The following is a 15861-nucleotide window of genomic DNA, read 5'->3' on the forward strand; positions in this document are numbered from 1 at the left end:
CCAGCTCTACCGACACCGCGGCGGGAGGCACTTACGGTCGGTGGCATGACTGGCACCCGTCCCGACCCGACGCTTTTCGGTGACCCGGCCGGCTCGGGGGCCGCATCCAGTGCGACGGCCCCCGCCGCTTCGGCCGGCCCGAGAGCGGCTACGAGCCCGCTCCACCCCGACGGCCCACTCAGCGCCGCCAGCACGCAGGCGCCCGGCGGCCAGTCCGCGACAGTGGCCCCCAGCCCCGCCGCCGACCCGCTCGACCCCGCCGGTGCGGCGGGCTGGGACGGTGCGGTTGGTTCCGGCGGCGCAGCTGGCCCGCTCGGCTTGGGCGGTGCGGCGGGCTCCGGTGGTGCGGCCGGCTCCGGTGGTGCCGCCGGCTTGGGTGGTGCGGCCGGCTTGGGCGGTACGGCCGGCTTGGGTGGTGCGGCCGGCTCGGGTGGTGCGGCGGGCCCGCTCGGAGCTATTGGCTCGGCAGACGCCGGTAGCTCATCTGGCCTCGCCAGCTCATCCGGCCCACTCAGCCCCAACAGCCCCGGCAACAACCCCAGCAGTCCCGGCCTCGGCTTCGCGGGACCAACCACCGCCGGACCAACCGCCGCCGGACCAACCACCGCCGGATCGACCACCGCCGGATCGACCGCGGCCGGATCGACCGCCGCCGGACCAACCGCCGCCGGATCAACCACCACCAGGCCAGCCACCACCGAAACACTCACCGGCCCGGGGCCCGGCGGCCTCACCGCCCCAACCCCCAAACACGACCACGAACAACACCCCCGCACCGCCTGGCAGGCCCTCACCCGCCCCCCAAAAAAATTCCTCCTCTCCTCCTGGCCCTGGCGCTCCCTTCTCTACCTCGCCTCCGGCAGCGCCCTCGGGCTGGCCGTCACCATCGCCCTCTTCGTCGTGGTGATGACCGGCGCGGTGCTGTCGTTCTTCGTGATCGGCCTCGCGGTCCTCGCGCTCGTGCCGCTCGTCGGGCTGCTCACCGGCCCGGTCGAGCGGTGGCGGCTGCGTCTCGTCGACGCCGAGCCGATCGGCAACCCGCACCGGCCGCCGCCCCGGCCGGGGCCCTGGGCCTGGTTCAAGCACCGGTACCGGGAGGCCGTCACCTGGCGGGAGCTGGCCGCCACGATCCTGCTCGGGGTGCTCGGCATCGCCGACATGATCGGGTTGTCGGTCGCTCTCACCAGCGTGAGCCTGCTCATCGGGAGTCCGCTGCTCGTCGTGCTCGACAACTCGCCCGAGGGGGCGATCATGTTCGGTAGCTGGCACATCGAGTCCGTCGCCGAGTCGCTCCCGCTGATCCCGATCGGCCTGCTGCTCGGGGTCCTGCTCGCGTACGTCGTCACCGCCTGGGCCGCCGGGCGCGGTCAGCTCACCCGCATCCTGCTGGCGCCACGCGACGCCGAGCAGGGCGAACGGGTCGTGGCGCTGACCCGGTCCCGCGCCCGCCTGGTCGACGCGTTCCAGGCCGAGCGTCGACGGATCGAACGGGACCTGCACGACGGCGCCCAGCAGCGGCTCGTCGCGCTCACCGTGGAGCTGGGGCTGGCCCGGCTCGACCTGCCGGCCGACTCCGCCGTCGCCGGGCGGGTCGGCCACGCCCACGAACAGGCCAAGCTCGCGCTGGCCGAGCTGCGCGAACTGATCCGCGGCATCCACCCGCAGGTGCTCACCGACCGCGGTCTCGGCCCCGCGATCACCGACGTGGCCGGTCGGACCGCGGTGCCGGTGAAGGTCGACGTGAAGGTTCCCCGGCGGCTCGCGTCGGAGATCGAGGCCGCGGCCTACTTCGTCGTCACCGAGGCACTGGCCAACGTGGACCGCCACAGCCGCGCGACCAGCGCCGAGGTCCGGGGATCGATCGCCGACGGGCGTCTGAGCGTCGAGGTCATCGACGACGGCGTCGGCGGCGCGAACCCCACCGCGGGCAGCGGTCTGGTGGGTCTCGCGGACCGGGTCGCGGTCGTCGATGGAGTACTCACTCTTGTCAGCCCGGTCGGGGGCCCTACGCTGCTGCGTGTGGAGATCCCCGTCAGGTGAGGATTGTTCTCGCCGAAGACAGCGTCCTGCTCCGAGAAGGCCTGGTCGGCCTGCTCACCCGCTACGGCCACGACGTGGTGGCCGCGGTCGGTGACGCCCCCGGCCTGGCCGAAGCGGCCCACCGGCAGAATCCGGACCTGGTGGTCACCGATGTCCGGATGCCCCCGACCCACACCGACGACGGCCTGCGTGTCGCGGTGCGGCTGCGGTCCGAGCGGCCGCAGCTGCCGATCCTCGTGCTCAGCCAGTACGTCGAGCAGACCTACGCCGCCGAACTGCTCGACACCGCCGACGGCGCCGGCGTCGGTTACCTGCTCAAGGACCGGGTCGGGGACGTCGACGACTTCGCCGACGCGGTGACCCGGGTGGCGAGCGGCGGCACGGTCGTCGACCAGGAGGTCATCCGGCAGTTGTTGCGACGGCGCTCCGATCCGCTCGACCGCCTCACCGGCCGGGAGGAGGAGGTGCTGGGGCTGATGGCGGAGGGCCGTTCGAACGCCGCGATCGCCCGCAAGCTCGTCGTCACCGAGGCCGCGGTCACCAAGCACATCGGCAACATCCTGGCCAAGCTCGACCTGCCGATCGACGCCGACGACCACCGTCGTGTGCTGGCAGTTCTCGCGTATCTCCGTAGGCTCGCACCATGAGCCAGGTCGTCTCGGTCAACATCGGCACCCTGCGCGTGGTGCCCTGGACCCAGAGCATGGGCAGCACCGGAATCGACAAGCGGCCGCACCCGGGCCGGGTTCGCGCGGTCGGTGTCGGGCTCGAATCGGACGTGATCGTCGACACGAGGAACCACGGCGGTTACGACCAGGCCGTGTACGCCTATGCGAGCGAGGACGCCGACTGGTGGGAGCGGGAGCTCGGCAAAGAGCTCTGGCCCGGGGCGTTCGGCGAGAACCTCACCACCCGGGGCGTCGACTGCACCGGCGCGGTGATCGGGGAGCGCTGGCGGGTCGGGAGCACGGTGCTGGAGGTCAGCCGCCCACGCATCCCGTGCCGCACGTTCGCCGGCTTCTGGGACGTCCCGAACCTGGTCAAACGCTTCACGAAGGAAGGCCGCCCGGGGGCCTACCTGCGGATCATCGAGGAGGGTGACCTCGGCGCCGGCGACGACGTGGAGATGGTCCACCGCCCGGGGCACGGCGTGACGATCGGTGAGGTCTTCCGGGCCCTGACCGGGGAGCGGTCGCTGGCCGCGCGGATCCTCGAGGCCCCGGAGCTGCCGGAGTCGGTCCGGCAGAAGGCGGGGAAGATGCTCAGCTCGCAGCCGCCATCCTGACCTCGACGAACTCTTCGCCCGGCGCGGACGTGTCCGGCACCCACTTGCCGCTGTCGGCGGTCCAGACGTCGCCGTCGAACGCCACCCGCCGGACGCCGTACTCGTGCGCTTTCGCGACGAACCAGTGGGCCGACTGCCAGCCCAGGCGGGATTTCGCGCCGCCGCCCACCGCGACCGTGAGGATCGGCGTGTCGCCGTCGACGCTCGGGTTCACGGTGAGTTTGCCCAGGTCGGCGGCGAGTTCGGCGACCAGGGCCGTGCTCGCCTGCTGGCCGGACATGTCCGGTGGGCGCCGCAGCTGACAGGTGACCGCGCCGGCTTCGTCGCCGAGCAGCGCGGCGGCCAGCGTCGTCGCGTCGGCTTCCCACTTCTGGTACAGCTCCGGGTGCGCGCTGCGCTGGACGGCCTGGGCGGCGTCGGTGAGCCGCATCTTCTGCCAGCCCCGCACCCGCACCAGGTGGTCGTAGAACTCGCCGGCGGCGTAGCGGGGGTCGGACAACTCCTCGGGGGTGCCCCAGCCCTGCGAGGGGCGCTGCTGGAACAGCCCGATCGAGTCGCGGTCCCCGGCGTCGAGGTTGCGGAGCTTGGACTCCTGCAGCGCGGTGGCGAGCGCGATCGCGGCGGCCCGCTCGGGCAGATCCCGGCGTGCCGCGGCCGCCACGATCGTCGCGGCGTGCGTCAGCTGATCAGGCGCCAGGCGCACGACGTCGTTCGACGCGTAGCTGCGGCACGTATCGGACAGGAAGGGCACATGCAGCTTGGTGAGCCTGGAGACGCTGACGATCGTCACCGCGGCCAGGGCTACCAACACGACCGCCAGCACGGCCGCTTTGCGCATCCGACCTTCCTCCGTTCCGCAAACAGATTTCGCGTTTGTGAACAACGATCAGGGGGTAGTGGGAGTGCCCGAGGCCTGAGCCTACGACGTCCGTGTGAGCCTGCGCTGAGACGGCGCTGGCACACTGGGGGAATGGCTGGACCTCCGCCCGACGGGCAACCCGCCCCGGACGACGGCCACCTCCCCGAGAGCGCCCTCGTCCGGCTCGGCGAGCGTGGCTTCGGAATTTACGTGCACGTGCCGTTCTGTGCTGCCCGCTGCGGCTACTGCGACTTCAACACGTACACGCCGAGCGAGAACGTGGGCAGCGCGGAGACCTGGCTCGCCGCCGCGCTCGCCGAGATCGACCTCGCGGGCACCGTGCTCGCGCCCGCCCCGGGCGGTCTGCCCAGGGTGGACACGATCTTCGTCGGCGGGGGCACCCCGACGCTGCTGCCGACCGATTACCTCGCGCGCGTCGTCGAGCGGATCGGGGACGTGTTCGGGCTCACGTCCGACGCCGAGGTCACCACCGAGGCGAACCCCGAGTCGGTCGACGCGGCGACGTTCGCGCGGCTGCGCGGCAAAGGCTTCACCCGGGTCTCGCTCGGCATGCAGTCCGCCCGCTCGCACGTCCTCGCGGTGCTCGACCGGCGGCACACGCCCGGCCGGGCCGTGCAGGCCGCCCAGGAGGCCAGGGCGGCCGGCTTCGCGCACGTCAACCTCGACCTGATCTACGGCGCACCCGGCGAGTCCGACGACGACTGGGCGGCCTCGCTGGCGGCCGTGGTGGCCGCCGGGGTGGACCACGTCAGCGCGTACTCGCTGATCGTGGAGGACGGCACCCGGCTGGCCCGGCAGATCGGCCGGGGCGTGCTGCCGATGCCGGACGACGACGTGCTCGCCGACCGGTACCTGATGGCCGACGAGGCGCTGACGCGGGCCGGCCTGCACTGGTACGAGGTGTCGAACTGGGCCGCGGACGAGGCGGCCCGCTGCCGGCACAACGAGCTCTACTGGCGCAGCGGCGACTGGTGGGGCGTCGGCCCCGGCGCGCACAGCCACGTCGGTGGCGTCCGCTGGTGGAACGTGCGCCACCCGGCGCGCTACGCCGACCGGCTGGCGGCCAAGACCTCGCCGGCGCAGGCCCGCGAGGTCCTCGGGGCCGACGACCGCCGGGTGGAGGACGTGCTGCTCCGCCTCCGTCTGGCCGAGGGCCTGCCGCTGTCGGCGCTGGACGCCGCCGGGCGGGCCGCCGCGACGCAGGCGACGACCGACGGCCTTCTCGATCCGGCCGCGCACGGAACCGGCCGGGCCGTGCTCACCCGACGCGGCCGTCTCCTGGCCGACGCGGTCGTGCGCGCCCTGCTTACTTGATGATCTTCACCGACAGCGGATACGAGTAGAACTCGTTGTTCGACGCCTTGACCCCGGCGATGATCCCGAACGTCACCGCGATCACGAACGTGGCCAGGGGGAACACCCAGAGCACGATCGCGCCGAACCCGAACGTCACCGCCGAGCCGCAGAAGAAGATCACCAGCGCGACGACGTTCGCGATCGCCCACGTGATGTGGAAGTTCAGTGCCTCGACCGAGTGCGCGCGCACGGTGGGGTTCGTCGGGCCCTTGCTGACGTAGGCGATCAGCGGCGCGACCCAGCCGGCCACGGTGCCACCGACCACCACGCCGGCCACGCCGCCGAAGTGCGCGACCATCAGCCACGTCTTCGTGTCGTCGACCGGCCTCGGCGGGTATCCGTACCCGGGCGGCGGCTGCTGACCGTACGGCGCCCCGTACGGGCCCTGCGTCCCGTACGCCCCACCCGAGGTGGGCGATCCGCCGGACGAGGTCGGATAGGACGGCCCAGAGGCGGGGTACGGCGGCTCTGACCCGTAGGGCCCGGGAGCGTTCGGATCGGTCACGCAGGCAGCGTACGGCCGTGAACCCGGGGGAACCCCATACTTGGGTAACCGATCCGACACGGCGAGCGGGTTAGGCTGTTGCCCGCGTGACGGAGGCGAAAGGCAGAGGTGGACCAGTGGCCCAGACGCGGTGGCTCAGCCCCGATGAGCAGCGCACCTGGCGCTCGTACATCGAAGCGAACCGGCTCCTGAACGAAGCGCTGGACCGGCAGTTGCAACGCGACGCCGGGATGCCCCACACCTATTACGAAATCCTCGTCCGGCTCGCCGATGTGCCGGGGCACAGCCTGCGGATGAGCGAACTGGCGCACTCGTCCCTGTCGTCCCGGAGCCGGCTGTCGCACGCGGTCTCCCGTCTGGAGGAACGCGGTTGGGTCCGGCGCGAGAGCTGTCCCACCGACGGGCGCGGTGCGCTGGCGGTCCTCACCGACGAGGGCTTCGCGGTGCTCAGAGCGGCCGCGCCGGCGCACGTCGCCGAGGTACGCAAGCGTCTGATCGATCTGCTGACCCCGGAGCAGGTCGATCAGCTCGGCGAGATCGCCAGGGCGATCTGTGCCGGAATGAACGAGACGGTGCGCGCGTAATCGCCCGGTCACTGGAAGTGATTTCTCTGCGCGGAGGTGATTCTCCCCGCACGAAGGAAGCGGATGACCCGCTCCGCCCCGTATGCTTGGCACTCTCAGTACTGGAGTGCCAGCAGTGCGGTCGGGGAGGTGACGGCGTGACGCTTGACGAGCGGAAGCTGGCCGTCCTCCGGGCGATCGTGCAGGACTACGTCAACACCGAGGAGCCGGTCGGCAGCAAGTCGCTGGCCGAGCGGCACCAGTTGGGCGTGTCCCCGGCGACGATCCGCAACGACATGGCGGTGCTGGAGGAAGAGGGCTACATCGCCCAGCCGCACACCAGCGCCGGCCGCATCCCCACCGACAAGGGCTACCGCCTCTTCGTCGACCGGTTGGCCGGCATCAAGCCGCTCTCGGCGGCCGAGCGGCGCGCGATCCAGACGCTGCTCAACGGCGCGATCGATCTGGACGACGTCGTCACCCGCACCGTGCGCCTGCTGGCCCAGCTCACCCGGCAGGTCGCGGTGGTGCAGTACCCGAGCCTCACCCGCAGCGCGGTCCGCCACGTGGAACTGGTCCAGCTGAACGTCAACCGGCTGTTGCTGGTGCTCATCACCGACACCGGCCGGGTCGACCAGCGCACCGTCGAGTTCCCGTCCGGCATCAGCGACGACGACGTCAACGTCCTGCGCAGCGCGGTGAACAACGCGCTCGTCGGCCAGCGCCTCTCGGACGCGCCCACCCGGGTCGAGGAGCTGCTCGACACGATCGCGCCCGCGCTGCGCCCGGCGTTGACGACGGTGGCCAGCGTCCTGCTCGAGACGCTCGTGGAGCGGCGCGAGGAACGGGTCGTCCTGGCGGGCACGGCCAACCTCACCCGCAGTACGGTGGACTTCCGCGGGTCGGTGTTCCCGATCCTCGAGGCGTTGGAGGAGCAGGTGGTGCTCCTCAAGCTCGTCGGCGAGGTCGACTCGCCGAGTATGTTGCGGGTCCGGATCGGCGACGAGAACCAGGTTGAAGAGTTGCGGGGCATATCGGTGGTGACAACGGCCTACGGTGCTGGTGACACCGCATTGGCAGGCCTCGGGGTGGTCGGTCCGACTCGGATGGACTACCCCGGCACGATCAGCGCAGTCCGCGCCGTGGCGCGGTACGTCGGTGAAATTCTCGCAGGGAACTGAGCGGGGCTGGGCAGGGATATGCCTTCCGGAGTTGGGGACACACACGTGGCGAAGGACTACTACGGAATCCTCGGGGTGGCGCGGGACGCGACACCCGAGGAGATCAAACGGGCCTACCGCCGGCTCGCGCGCGAGCTGCACCCGGACGTGAACCCTGACGCCGAGGCGCAGGAGAAGTTCAAGGACGTCTCGGTGGCGTACGAGGTGCTCTCCGACCCGGCCAAGCGCGAGCTGGTCGACCTCGGTGGCGACCCGATGGCGCCCGGCGGCGGTGGCCCGAGCGGTCCTGGCGGTCCGTTCACGATGGGCTTCCAGGACATCATGGACGCCTTCTTCGGCGGCGCCACCACCCGCGGTCCGCGTCCGCGCACCCGGCCCGGTTCCGACGCGCTGATCCGCCTCGACCTCGACCTGGTCGACATGGCGTTCGGCGTCAACCAGGAGCTCACCGTCGACACCGCGGTGCGGTGCACGACGTGTTCCGGCGCCGGCACGGCACCCGGCACCCACCCGGCCACCTGCGAGGTCTGCGGCGGCCGCGGCGAGGTGCAGACCGTCCAGCGCTCGTTCCTGGGCCAGGTCATGACGTCCCGCCCGTGCGCGGCCTGCCAGGGCTTCGGCACGGTCATCCCGCACCCCTGCCCGGGGTGCGCCGGTGACGGCCGGGTGCGCAGCCGCCGCACGCTCACCGTCAAGGTGCCCGCCGGCGTCGAGGACGGCATGCGGATCCGGCTGGCCGGCGAGGGCGAGGTCGGCCCCGGCGGCGGCCCGCCCGGTGACCTCTACGTCGAGGTGCACGAGCGCCCGCACGACGTCTTCACCCGCCAGGGCGACGACCTGCACTGCCGGGTCTCGCTGCCGATGACGGCCGCGTCGCTGGGCACGAACATCAACCTCAAGACGCTCGACGGCGAAGAGCAGATCGAGGTCAAGGCGGGCACCCAGCCCGGCACCGTCGTCCGGGTCCGTGGCCGCGGTGTTCCGCACCTGCGCGGCAGCGGCCGCGGTGACCTGCACGTCCACCTCGAAGTGCGTACTCCCACCCGGCTCGACGCCGAGCAGGAGCGTCTGCTGCGCGAACTGGCAAAGCTGCGGGGTGAGGAGCGCCCGGAGCCGATGCGGCAGCAGGGCGGTTTTTTTTCCAAGGTCCGTGACGCGTTCAACGGACACGCTTGACTGAGCGCTCGGGCGAATTCCGGCTAGCAGAGTTGATCGGTCAGTCATGACGGCGCCGACCGCTAGGGAGGGGTCGGCATGACTGATCCCGTCTTCCTCGTAGACGAGTTGCCGCCGGTCGGGCCGGCGGTGCTCGACGGGCCCGAGGGCCGGCACGCCGCGACGGTGCGCCGCCTCGGCCCCGGTGAGACGTTGCTGCTGGCCGACGGCGTCGGCGGGCGCGCCTCGTGCGTGGTCGTGGCCGCCGACCGCGATGCGCTGCGGCTCGACGTCCGGGGCATCGAGCGGGTGCCGCAACCGTCGCCGGCGGTCACCGTCGTGCAGGCGCTGCCGAAGGGCGATCGCGGCGAAGCCGCGGTCGAGATGATGACCGAGGCCGGGGTCGACACGATCGTGCCCTGGTCGGCGTCGCGGTCGGTCACCCGCTGGAAGGAAGCCCGCGGCGACAAGGCGCTCGGGCGCTGGCGCAGTACCGCGCGGGAGGCCGCGAAGCAGTCCCGCCGCCTCTGGCTGCCCGGGGTCGCGGATCTGGCGTCCACTGCGGACGTCCGGAAGCTGCTGTCCTCGCACGACGTCGCGTTCGTGCTCCACGAGGACGCCACCGAGCCGCTCGCGGTGACCGCGCTGGCCGCCGGGACCGGCACGATCGCGCTGGTCGTGGGCCCGGAGGGTGGCATCGCGCCCGACGAACTCGACGGGTTCGTGGCGGCCGGGGCGGTGCCGGTGCGGCTCGGCGACACCGTGCTGCGCACGTCCACCGCGGGGGTGGCGGCACTCGCCGTCGTCAATGCGCGTACGTCACGTTGGGGTTAACGGGCATAACAGTACGTCCGGCTGGTTACCCTTCTCTCAAGGTCGAGAGGAGTCCGGGATGCCACCGACCGGCGAGGCGACGGCGGCCTGCGAGCGCGTGATCCGCACGCTGCAGGCCGAGGAACGAGTACCTGCCGTGGCGGCCGCGGTGGTCAGATCCGACCGTCCCGGGTGGAGCTTCGCGCTCGGGGACGCGGGCAGCGGAAGGCCGGTCGGCGTCGAGACGCAGTTCCGGATCGGCTCGGTCACCAAAACGTTCACCGCGGTGCTCGTCCTGCAGCTGCGTGACGCCGGGATGCTCGACCTCGACGACCAGATCGACGCCCACCTGGCGCTGCCCGCGCACGGCCAGCTGACGATCCGCAGCATCCTCAACCACACGTCCGGCCTCCAGCGGGAGCCGTGGGGCAACCTCTGGGACACCCTCGACGTCCCCGACGACGCCCGGCTGCTGGAGGAGGTGGCGAAGGCCGAGGCCGTGCTGAGCCCGCGGCGGCGGTGGCACTACTCGAACCTCGGCTTCGCCCTGCTCGGGCACCTGGTCAGCGCCAAGACCGGGGCGCCGTGGGCGGAGGTGCTCGCCGATCGTCTGCTGACGCCACTGGGGCTCTCCGACACCACCGTGCAGCCCCGCGAGGACGCCGCCCAGGGCTATCTGGTCGACGCCTACTCCGATCACGCCCGCCCGGAGCCGCACTTCGACCTGCGTGGGGCCGCGGCCGCCGCGCAGCTCTGGAGCACCGCGGGCGACATGGCCCGCTGGGCGCTGTTCCTGGCCAAGCCCGACCCGGCCGTGGTGGCCCGGTCGACGCTGGAGGAGATGTACGAGCCGGTCGTGGTCACCGACCCGGTGAACTGGCACACCGGCTGGGGGCTGGGGCTGCAGGTCGCGCCGCAGGGCAGCGGCTCCGACCGGGCGGTGGACATCGGGCACAACGGCGCGATGCCCGGCTTCCTGGCCGGGGTGTGGTGCCGTCGCGGGGTGGAGATCGGGGCCGCGGTGCTCGGCTCCTCGGGCACCGCCGCCGGCATCACGGCGGCGCCGCACCGGTTGATCGCCGAGTCGCTGCGGCTCGATCCGGTCCGGGTGGAGCCGTGGACGATCGGCGACCCGGCGCCGCGGGAGTACGCCGGCATCCTCGGCCGCTGGTGGTCGGAGGGCAGCGAGTTCGTGTTCCGCTGGACGAAGGGCCACCTGGAGGCGCGGTCGGCCTCGGCGGTGGCCGCGGCTCCGCCGGCGATCTTCGCGTTCGAGGCGCCCGACCTGTTCCGCGTGGTGTCCGGGCGCGAGGCCGGCGAGCGGCTGGAGGTGTTCCGCGGCCCCGACGGCGCGGTCGACCACATGCGCTGGGCCACCTACCGCTTCACCCGGGACCAACAGACTTACGCCTGATTCTCAGGAGCCACACACCGACCCTGCCCGGTAGGATTGAGGGGCAGAACAGGTCCCGAGAACGGAAGCAGGCGGAAGCGGCCACACCGGCCGGCCCATGGCAGAAATCAAAGCGCCCACCACGGCGCAAACCCGCATCGTCGTCCCCGACGCCCACGCGATGGTCTCCCTGCTGGGCTCCGGTGACGCCATTCTGACCCTCATCGAGCGCTCGGTCGCCGCTGACGTGCACGTCCGCGGCAACGAGATCACGCTGACCGGTACCCCGGCCGACAACGCCTTCGCCGAGCGGCTCTTCGCCGAGCTGCTGACGCTGGTCGAGCGCGGCGAGGTGCTGACCCCGGACGCGGTGAACCGCACGATCGCGATGCTCAAGTCGAACAGCGACGAGCGACCGGCCGAGGTCCTCACCCTCAACATCATCTCGAGGCGTGGGCGGACGATTCGTCCGAAAACGCTCAACCAGAAGCGCTACGTCGACGCGATCGACGAGCACACGATCATCTTCGGCATCGGCCCGGCCGGCACCGGCAAGACGTACCTGGCCATGGCCAAGGCCGTCCAGTCGCTGCAGGCCAAGCAGGTCAACCGCATCATCCTCACCCGGCCGGCGGTCGAGGCGGGGGAGCGGCTGGGCTTCCTGCCGGGCACGCTGCACGAGAAGATCGACCCGTACCTGCGTCCGCTCTACGACGCGCTGCACGACATGGTCGACCCGGAGTCGATCCCGCGCCTGATGCAGGCCGGGACGATCGAGGTGGCCCCGCTGGCGTACATGCGCGGCCGCACGCTCAACGACGCGTTCATCATTCTCGACGAGGCCCAGAACACCACGGCCGAGCAGATGAAGATGTTCCTCACCCGGCTCGGGTTCGGCTCGAAGATCGTCGTCACCGGCGACGTGACCCAGGTCGACCTGCCCGGCGGCGCCACCAGCGGCCTCCGGGTCGTCCGGGAGATCCTGGACGGCGTCGAGGACGTGCACTTCGCCGAGCTCTCCAGCAGCGACGTCGTGCGTCACCGCCTGGTCGGCGACATCGTCGACGCGTACGCGCGCTACGACTCCGACCACGCGCCGGCCCCGCGCGACGGTGGTGGCCGCCGCGCCGCCGGTGGTCGCTCCGCCCGGCGCAGCTGACCCGGTGTTGGATAGGACCATGTCGATCGAGATCTCGAACGAATCGGGCCACGAGGTGGACGAGGCAGCGCTGCTGTCCGTCGCCAGGAGCACCCTGGACGAGATGGGTGTCAACCCGATGGCCGAGCTGTCGATCCTGCTGATCGACGTCGGGTACATGGCCGAGCTGAACCATCGCTGGATGGAGAAGACCGGCCCCACCGACGTGCTCGCGTTCCCGATGGACGAGCTCGACGCCGACCGCGGCCCGGGCGCGGACGAGGACGGCCCGGAGCCCACGCTCCTCGGCGACGTCGTCCTGTGCCCGGCCGTGGCCGAGAAACAGGCCAAGGTCGCCGGCCACAGCACTCCCGACGAGCTGATGCTGCTCACCGTCCACGGCATCCTCCACCTGCTCGGCTACGACCACGCCGAGCCGGAGGAGGAGCGGGAGATGTTCGGCCTGCAGAATCGCCTGGTCAGCGCGTACCGGCGCAGCATCGGCATCCCGGCGGTGGCCGACATCCCGCTCAAGCCGACCGTCTCCGACCACTGATGAGCACCCCCGGCCTGCTCGCGGTCGCGGTCGGCCTCGTCGTCGTCGCCGGTGCCGTGGCGGCGGCCGACACCGCGTTCAACCAGATCTCCCGCGCGCGTGCCGAGGAGATGCAGCGCGCGGGCACCCGCGGCGCCGGGAACCTGGTGGCGCTGGTCGGCAACCTGCCGGTGCACGTCAGCCTGCTGCTGCTGATCCGGCTGGCCTGCGAACTCACCGCCACCACGCTGGTGGCCATCGTCGCGATCGACCGCTGGGGTCCCGGCTGGGTGGCCGGCATCGTCACGGCCGCGAGCATGACCGTCGTCAGCTTCGTGCTGGTGGGGGTCGGGCCGCGGACGATCGGCCGGCTGCACCCGTACCCGGTGGCGTTGGCCAGCGCCGGCATCACCCGGTGGCTCGGCCGCGTGCTCAACCCGCTGGCCCGGCTGCTGATCCTGGTCGGCAACATGGTGACGCCCGGTCGCGGCTTCCGAGAGGGTCCGTTCGCCACCGAGACCGAGCTGCGTGAACTCGTCGACCTCGCCGAGGAGCGGGGCGTGGTCGAGAGCGAAGAGCGGGAGATGATCCACTCCGTCTTCGAGCTCGGCGACACGATCGTGCGCGAGGTGATGGTGCCGCGCCCGGAGATCGTCTGGATCGAGCGCACGAAGACCGTCCGGCAGGCGACGTCGCTCGCGCTGCGCAGCGGCTTCTCGCGCATCCCGGTGCTGGGCGAGAGCATCGACGACATCGTCGGTGTGGTGTACCTCAAGGACATGGTCCGGCGCGTGCAGGGCCAGCCGGAGGCCGACCGGCAGCTGCGTGTCGAGCAGATCATGCGTGACGCCGAGTTCGTGCCGGAGTCCAAGCCGGTGGCCGACCTGCTGCGCGAGATGCAGCAGCGGCGCATCCACATGGCGATCGTCATCGACGAGTACGGCGGCACCGCCGGTCTGGTCACGATCGAGGACATCCTCGAGGAGATCGTCGGGGAGATCGCCGACGAGTACGACAACGAGCGGCCCCCGGTGGAGAACCTCGACGACGGCTCGGTGCGGGTCACCGCCCGGTTGCCGGTCGAGGACCTCGGTGAGCTGCTCGACGTGCGCCTGCCCGACTACTCCGACGACATCGAGACCGTCGGTGGTCTGCTGGCGCACGAACTGGGCAAGGTGCCGATCCCCGGCGCGAGCGTCCGCATCCAGAACCTGGAGCTGACCGCGGAGAGCGCCGGTGGGCGCCGTAACCGCATCGACACCGTGCTGGTGCGGCGGCACGAGCCCGAGCCCGAAGAATCGCCCGCCGAGGAGACGCACACCGCCGATGTCTGACCTGCACCCGGAAGACGCGAAGATCATCACGCTCGCCCGCTCCACCCGGGCACGCAACGGCGCCCCGGAGGGTGCGGCCGTGCGCGACACCGACGGGCGCACCTACGCGGCGTCCACCGTGGCGCTGCCGTCGCTGGGGCTCTCCGCGCTCCAGGTGGCGGTGGCGATGGCGGTGTCGAGCGGTGCTCCCGGCTTGGAGGCCGCCGCCGTGGTCACCGCGGCCGGCGAGGCCGACGCGTCGGGCGTCGCCGCCGTCCGCGACCTGGCGCCGAGCGCGTACGTGCTGGTCGCCGATCCGTCGGGCACGGTGGTCTCCCGCTCCTAGCGGCTACGGTGGTCTCCCGCTCCTAGCGGCTCAGGACAGCCGCTCGCGCAGGATCGGCACGCCGTCGCCGCTGAGCTGGTCGAGGCCGGCCGCACGGCCGGTGATCACCAGCAGCAGCCCTTCGGCGGGGCCGCGGACGGTCGCGCCCCGGCCGTGGGCCCAGTCGAGGTCGTCGGCCTCGAAGCGCAGCCGGTCGAGCAGGTTCCTGGGCACGAACCCCCGGGGCGCGCGGCCGGTGAGGTAGCCGAGCACCGTACGCAGCCGTTCCGGCGGGACGTCCCGGGCCAGCCGCAGCGGGTGGCGGATGTCCAGGCCGTGCACCAGGAGGTCGGTGAGCGGCGCCTCCGGCCCGGACCCGGGTGGCGTGAACCGCGACCCGGCCTTGGCGCGCAGCACCGTGGTGATCTCGTCGATGGGCCGGCGGGCCTGCTCGCGGGTGAGCCGGACGTTCGCGCGGTCGAAGTCCCCCCGGCAGAGCAGCGCGGTGAGCGCGAACTTCGCCATGCCCACCTCGAGCGGCATGATCAGGTGCGCCGCCACGTCGTGGACGGTCCAGCTCTCGCACAGGCTCGGCGCGGCCCGCTGCTCGCTCGTCAACCCCGACAGCAGGTCGGCCAGCGCGCGGCGCTCGTCGGCGATCTCGGCAAATGTGTCCACGGGCCACCGCATCTCGTGTCGTCGGCTACGCTACAAAAAATGTAGTAACCCCGGGAGATTGTCAATCGATGAAGTCCTACGGTCAGCTCTGCGCGGTGGCGCGTGCCTTGGACGTCGTCGGGGACCGGTGGACCCTCCTGATCGTGCGTGAGCTGCTGATCTCCGGGCCGCTGCGGTTCACCGAGCTCCAGCGCGGGCTGCCCGGCGTCCCGCCGACCCTGCTCACGCAGCGGCTGCGTGACCTCGAGCAGCACGACGTGGTGCACCGGGTGCCGGGCGTCCGGTACCGCCTCACCGAGCGAGGTGAGCAGCTGGAGGGCGTGCTGCGCGAGCTCCTGCGCTGGGGTGCGCCGACGGTTCCGGACGCCCCGGCCGACGCCGAGTTCCAGACGCACTGGCTGAGCCTGCCCGCGCGATACCTGGCCCGGGACGGCGACCCGGCCGGGCCGGACGTCACCGTCCGGTTCGGTTCGCCCGCCGACGGCTTCGACCTCACGGCCTCGGCCGGGGTCGTCACCGTCGCGCCGAGCCGGCCGGACGAGACCCCCGACGCCACCGTCGACGGCCCCGGCCCGGTGCTCGTCGGCCTGCTGCAGGGAACGCTCGACCTCACCCGGGCGGTCGCGGCCGGAGTCACCGTTCACGGAAGCGAGGACGCGCTCCGGCGGATCGTGCCGACCGTCCGGGTGGGAGAATGAACG

At 72.0% G+C, this 15861-nt stretch carries 16 protein-coding genes and 1 pseudogene; 14 read left to right on the forward strand and 3 right to left on the reverse strand.

Going from position 1 to position 15861, the window contains the following annotated elements; translation table 11 throughout:
• Window positions 1–768: 768 nt before the first annotated feature.
• The 3 genes and pseudogenes from ABD437_RS34210 to ABD437_RS34220 all read left to right on the forward strand — a co-directional run.
• A pseudogene (locus ABD437_RS34210) lies at window positions 769–2040 on the forward strand (sensor histidine kinase); the annotation flags it as partial.
• Window positions 2037–2687, forward strand: a complete 651-nt coding sequence (locus ABD437_RS34215; protein WP_344653113.1) for a response regulator — start codon at window positions 2037–2039, stop codon at window positions 2685–2687. The pseudogene ABD437_RS34210 and the gene ABD437_RS34215, both read left to right, overlap by 4 nt.
• Window positions 2684–3325, forward strand: coding sequence for an MOSC domain-containing protein (locus ABD437_RS34220; RefSeq protein ID WP_344653114.1), 642 nt, complete (start codon window positions 2684–2686; stop codon window positions 3323–3325). The genes ABD437_RS34215 and ABD437_RS34220 overlap by 4 nt, the downstream gene beginning before the upstream one ends.
• Here ABD437_RS34220 and ABD437_RS34225 read toward each other — a convergent pair.
• Window positions 3303–4163, reverse strand: a complete 861-nt coding sequence (locus tag ABD437_RS34225) for a hypothetical protein (protein ID WP_344653115.1) — start codon at window positions 4161–4163, stop codon at window positions 3303–3305. The genes ABD437_RS34220 and ABD437_RS34225 overlap by 23 nt on opposite strands.
• Window positions 4164–4295: 132 nt before the next feature.
• Between ABD437_RS34225 and hemW the strand changes: the two genes are divergently transcribed.
• Window positions 4296–5519 (forward strand): radical SAM family heme chaperone HemW, encoded by a 1224-nt coding sequence (gene hemW, locus ABD437_RS34230; protein WP_344653116.1) that lies wholly within the window; start codon window positions 4296–4298, stop codon window positions 5517–5519.
• Here hemW and ABD437_RS34235 read toward each other — a convergent pair.
• Complete coding sequence (locus ABD437_RS34235; RefSeq protein ID WP_344653117.1) at window positions 5512–6066, reverse strand: DUF4870 domain-containing protein; 555 nt, start codon at window positions 6064–6066, stop codon at window positions 5512–5514. The two genes, hemW and ABD437_RS34235, sit on opposite strands and share 8 nt — an antisense overlap.
• Window positions 6067–6182: 116 nt before the next feature.
• On the opposite strand from ABD437_RS34235, the gene ABD437_RS34240 reads away from it, so the two are divergent.
• The 9 genes from ABD437_RS34240 to ABD437_RS34280 all read left to right on the forward strand — a co-directional run bounded on the left by ABD437_RS34240 (window position 6183) and on the right by ABD437_RS34280 (window position 14503).
• Entirely contained in the window at window positions 6183–6650 is a 468-nt protein-coding gene (locus ABD437_RS34240) for a MarR family winged helix-turn-helix transcriptional regulator (protein WP_344653118.1), read from the forward strand.
• A gap of 137 nt (window positions 6651–6787) precedes the next feature.
• Window positions 6788–7810 carry a heat-inducible transcriptional repressor HrcA gene (gene hrcA / locus ABD437_RS34245; RefSeq protein WP_344653119.1) on the forward strand — a complete coding sequence of 341 codons (1023 nt, stop codon included), beginning with the start codon at window positions 6788–6790 and terminating at the stop codon, window positions 7808–7810.
• A gap of 45 nt (window positions 7811–7855) precedes the next feature.
• A complete protein-coding gene (gene dnaJ, locus ABD437_RS34250) occupies window positions 7856–8986 on the forward strand; it encodes a molecular chaperone DnaJ (RefSeq protein WP_344653120.1) in 1131 nt (376 codons plus the stop codon).
• Window positions 8987–9064: 78 nt separating this feature from the next.
• On the forward strand, window positions 9065–9799 hold the full coding sequence (locus tag ABD437_RS34255) for a 16S rRNA (uracil(1498)-N(3))-methyltransferase (protein ID WP_344653121.1): 735 nt from the start codon (window positions 9065–9067) through the stop codon (window positions 9797–9799).
• A 58-nt stretch (window positions 9800–9857) separates the two neighbouring features.
• Window positions 9858–11192 (forward strand): serine hydrolase domain-containing protein, encoded by a 1335-nt coding sequence (locus tag ABD437_RS34260; protein ID WP_344653122.1) that lies wholly within the window; start codon window positions 9858–9860, stop codon window positions 11190–11192.
• Window positions 11193–11289: 97 nt separating this feature from the next.
• Window positions 11290–12330 (forward strand): PhoH family protein, encoded by a 1041-nt coding sequence (locus ABD437_RS34265; protein WP_344653123.1) that lies wholly within the window; start codon window positions 11290–11292, stop codon window positions 12328–12330.
• A gap of 19 nt (window positions 12331–12349) precedes the next feature.
• Window positions 12350–12865, forward strand: a complete 516-nt coding sequence (gene ybeY / locus ABD437_RS34270) for an rRNA maturation RNase YbeY (RefSeq protein WP_051571948.1) — start codon at window positions 12350–12352, stop codon at window positions 12863–12865.
• Complete coding sequence (locus tag ABD437_RS34275) at window positions 12865–14178, forward strand: hemolysin family protein (RefSeq protein ID WP_344653124.1); 1314 nt, start codon at window positions 12865–12867, stop codon at window positions 14176–14178. Before ybeY ends, ABD437_RS34275 begins: the two co-directional genes overlap by 1 nt.
• Window positions 14171–14503, forward strand: coding sequence for a cytidine deaminase (locus ABD437_RS34280; protein WP_344653125.1), 333 nt, complete (start codon window positions 14171–14173; stop codon window positions 14501–14503). Before ABD437_RS34275 ends, ABD437_RS34280 begins: the two co-directional genes overlap by 8 nt.
• Window positions 14504–14533: 30 nt before the next feature.
• Here the strand turns inward: ABD437_RS34280 and ABD437_RS34285 are convergent, their stop codons facing one another.
• Window positions 14534–15160, reverse strand: a complete 627-nt coding sequence (locus tag ABD437_RS34285) for a maleylpyruvate isomerase family mycothiol-dependent enzyme (protein ID WP_344653126.1) — start codon at window positions 15158–15160, stop codon at window positions 14534–14536.
• 68 nt (window positions 15161–15228) lie between these two features.
• Here ABD437_RS34285 and ABD437_RS34290 point away from each other — a divergent pair, with 68 nt between their 5' ends.
• Window positions 15229–15858, forward strand: a complete 630-nt coding sequence (locus ABD437_RS34290; protein WP_344653127.1) for a winged helix-turn-helix transcriptional regulator — start codon at window positions 15229–15231, stop codon at window positions 15856–15858.
• Window positions 15859–15861: the final 3 nt, after the last annotated feature.

Source organism: Cryptosporangium japonicum, from assembly GCF_039524755.1.
Lineage (GTDB): Bacteria > Actinomycetota > Actinomycetes > Mycobacteriales > Cryptosporangiaceae > Cryptosporangium > Cryptosporangium japonicum.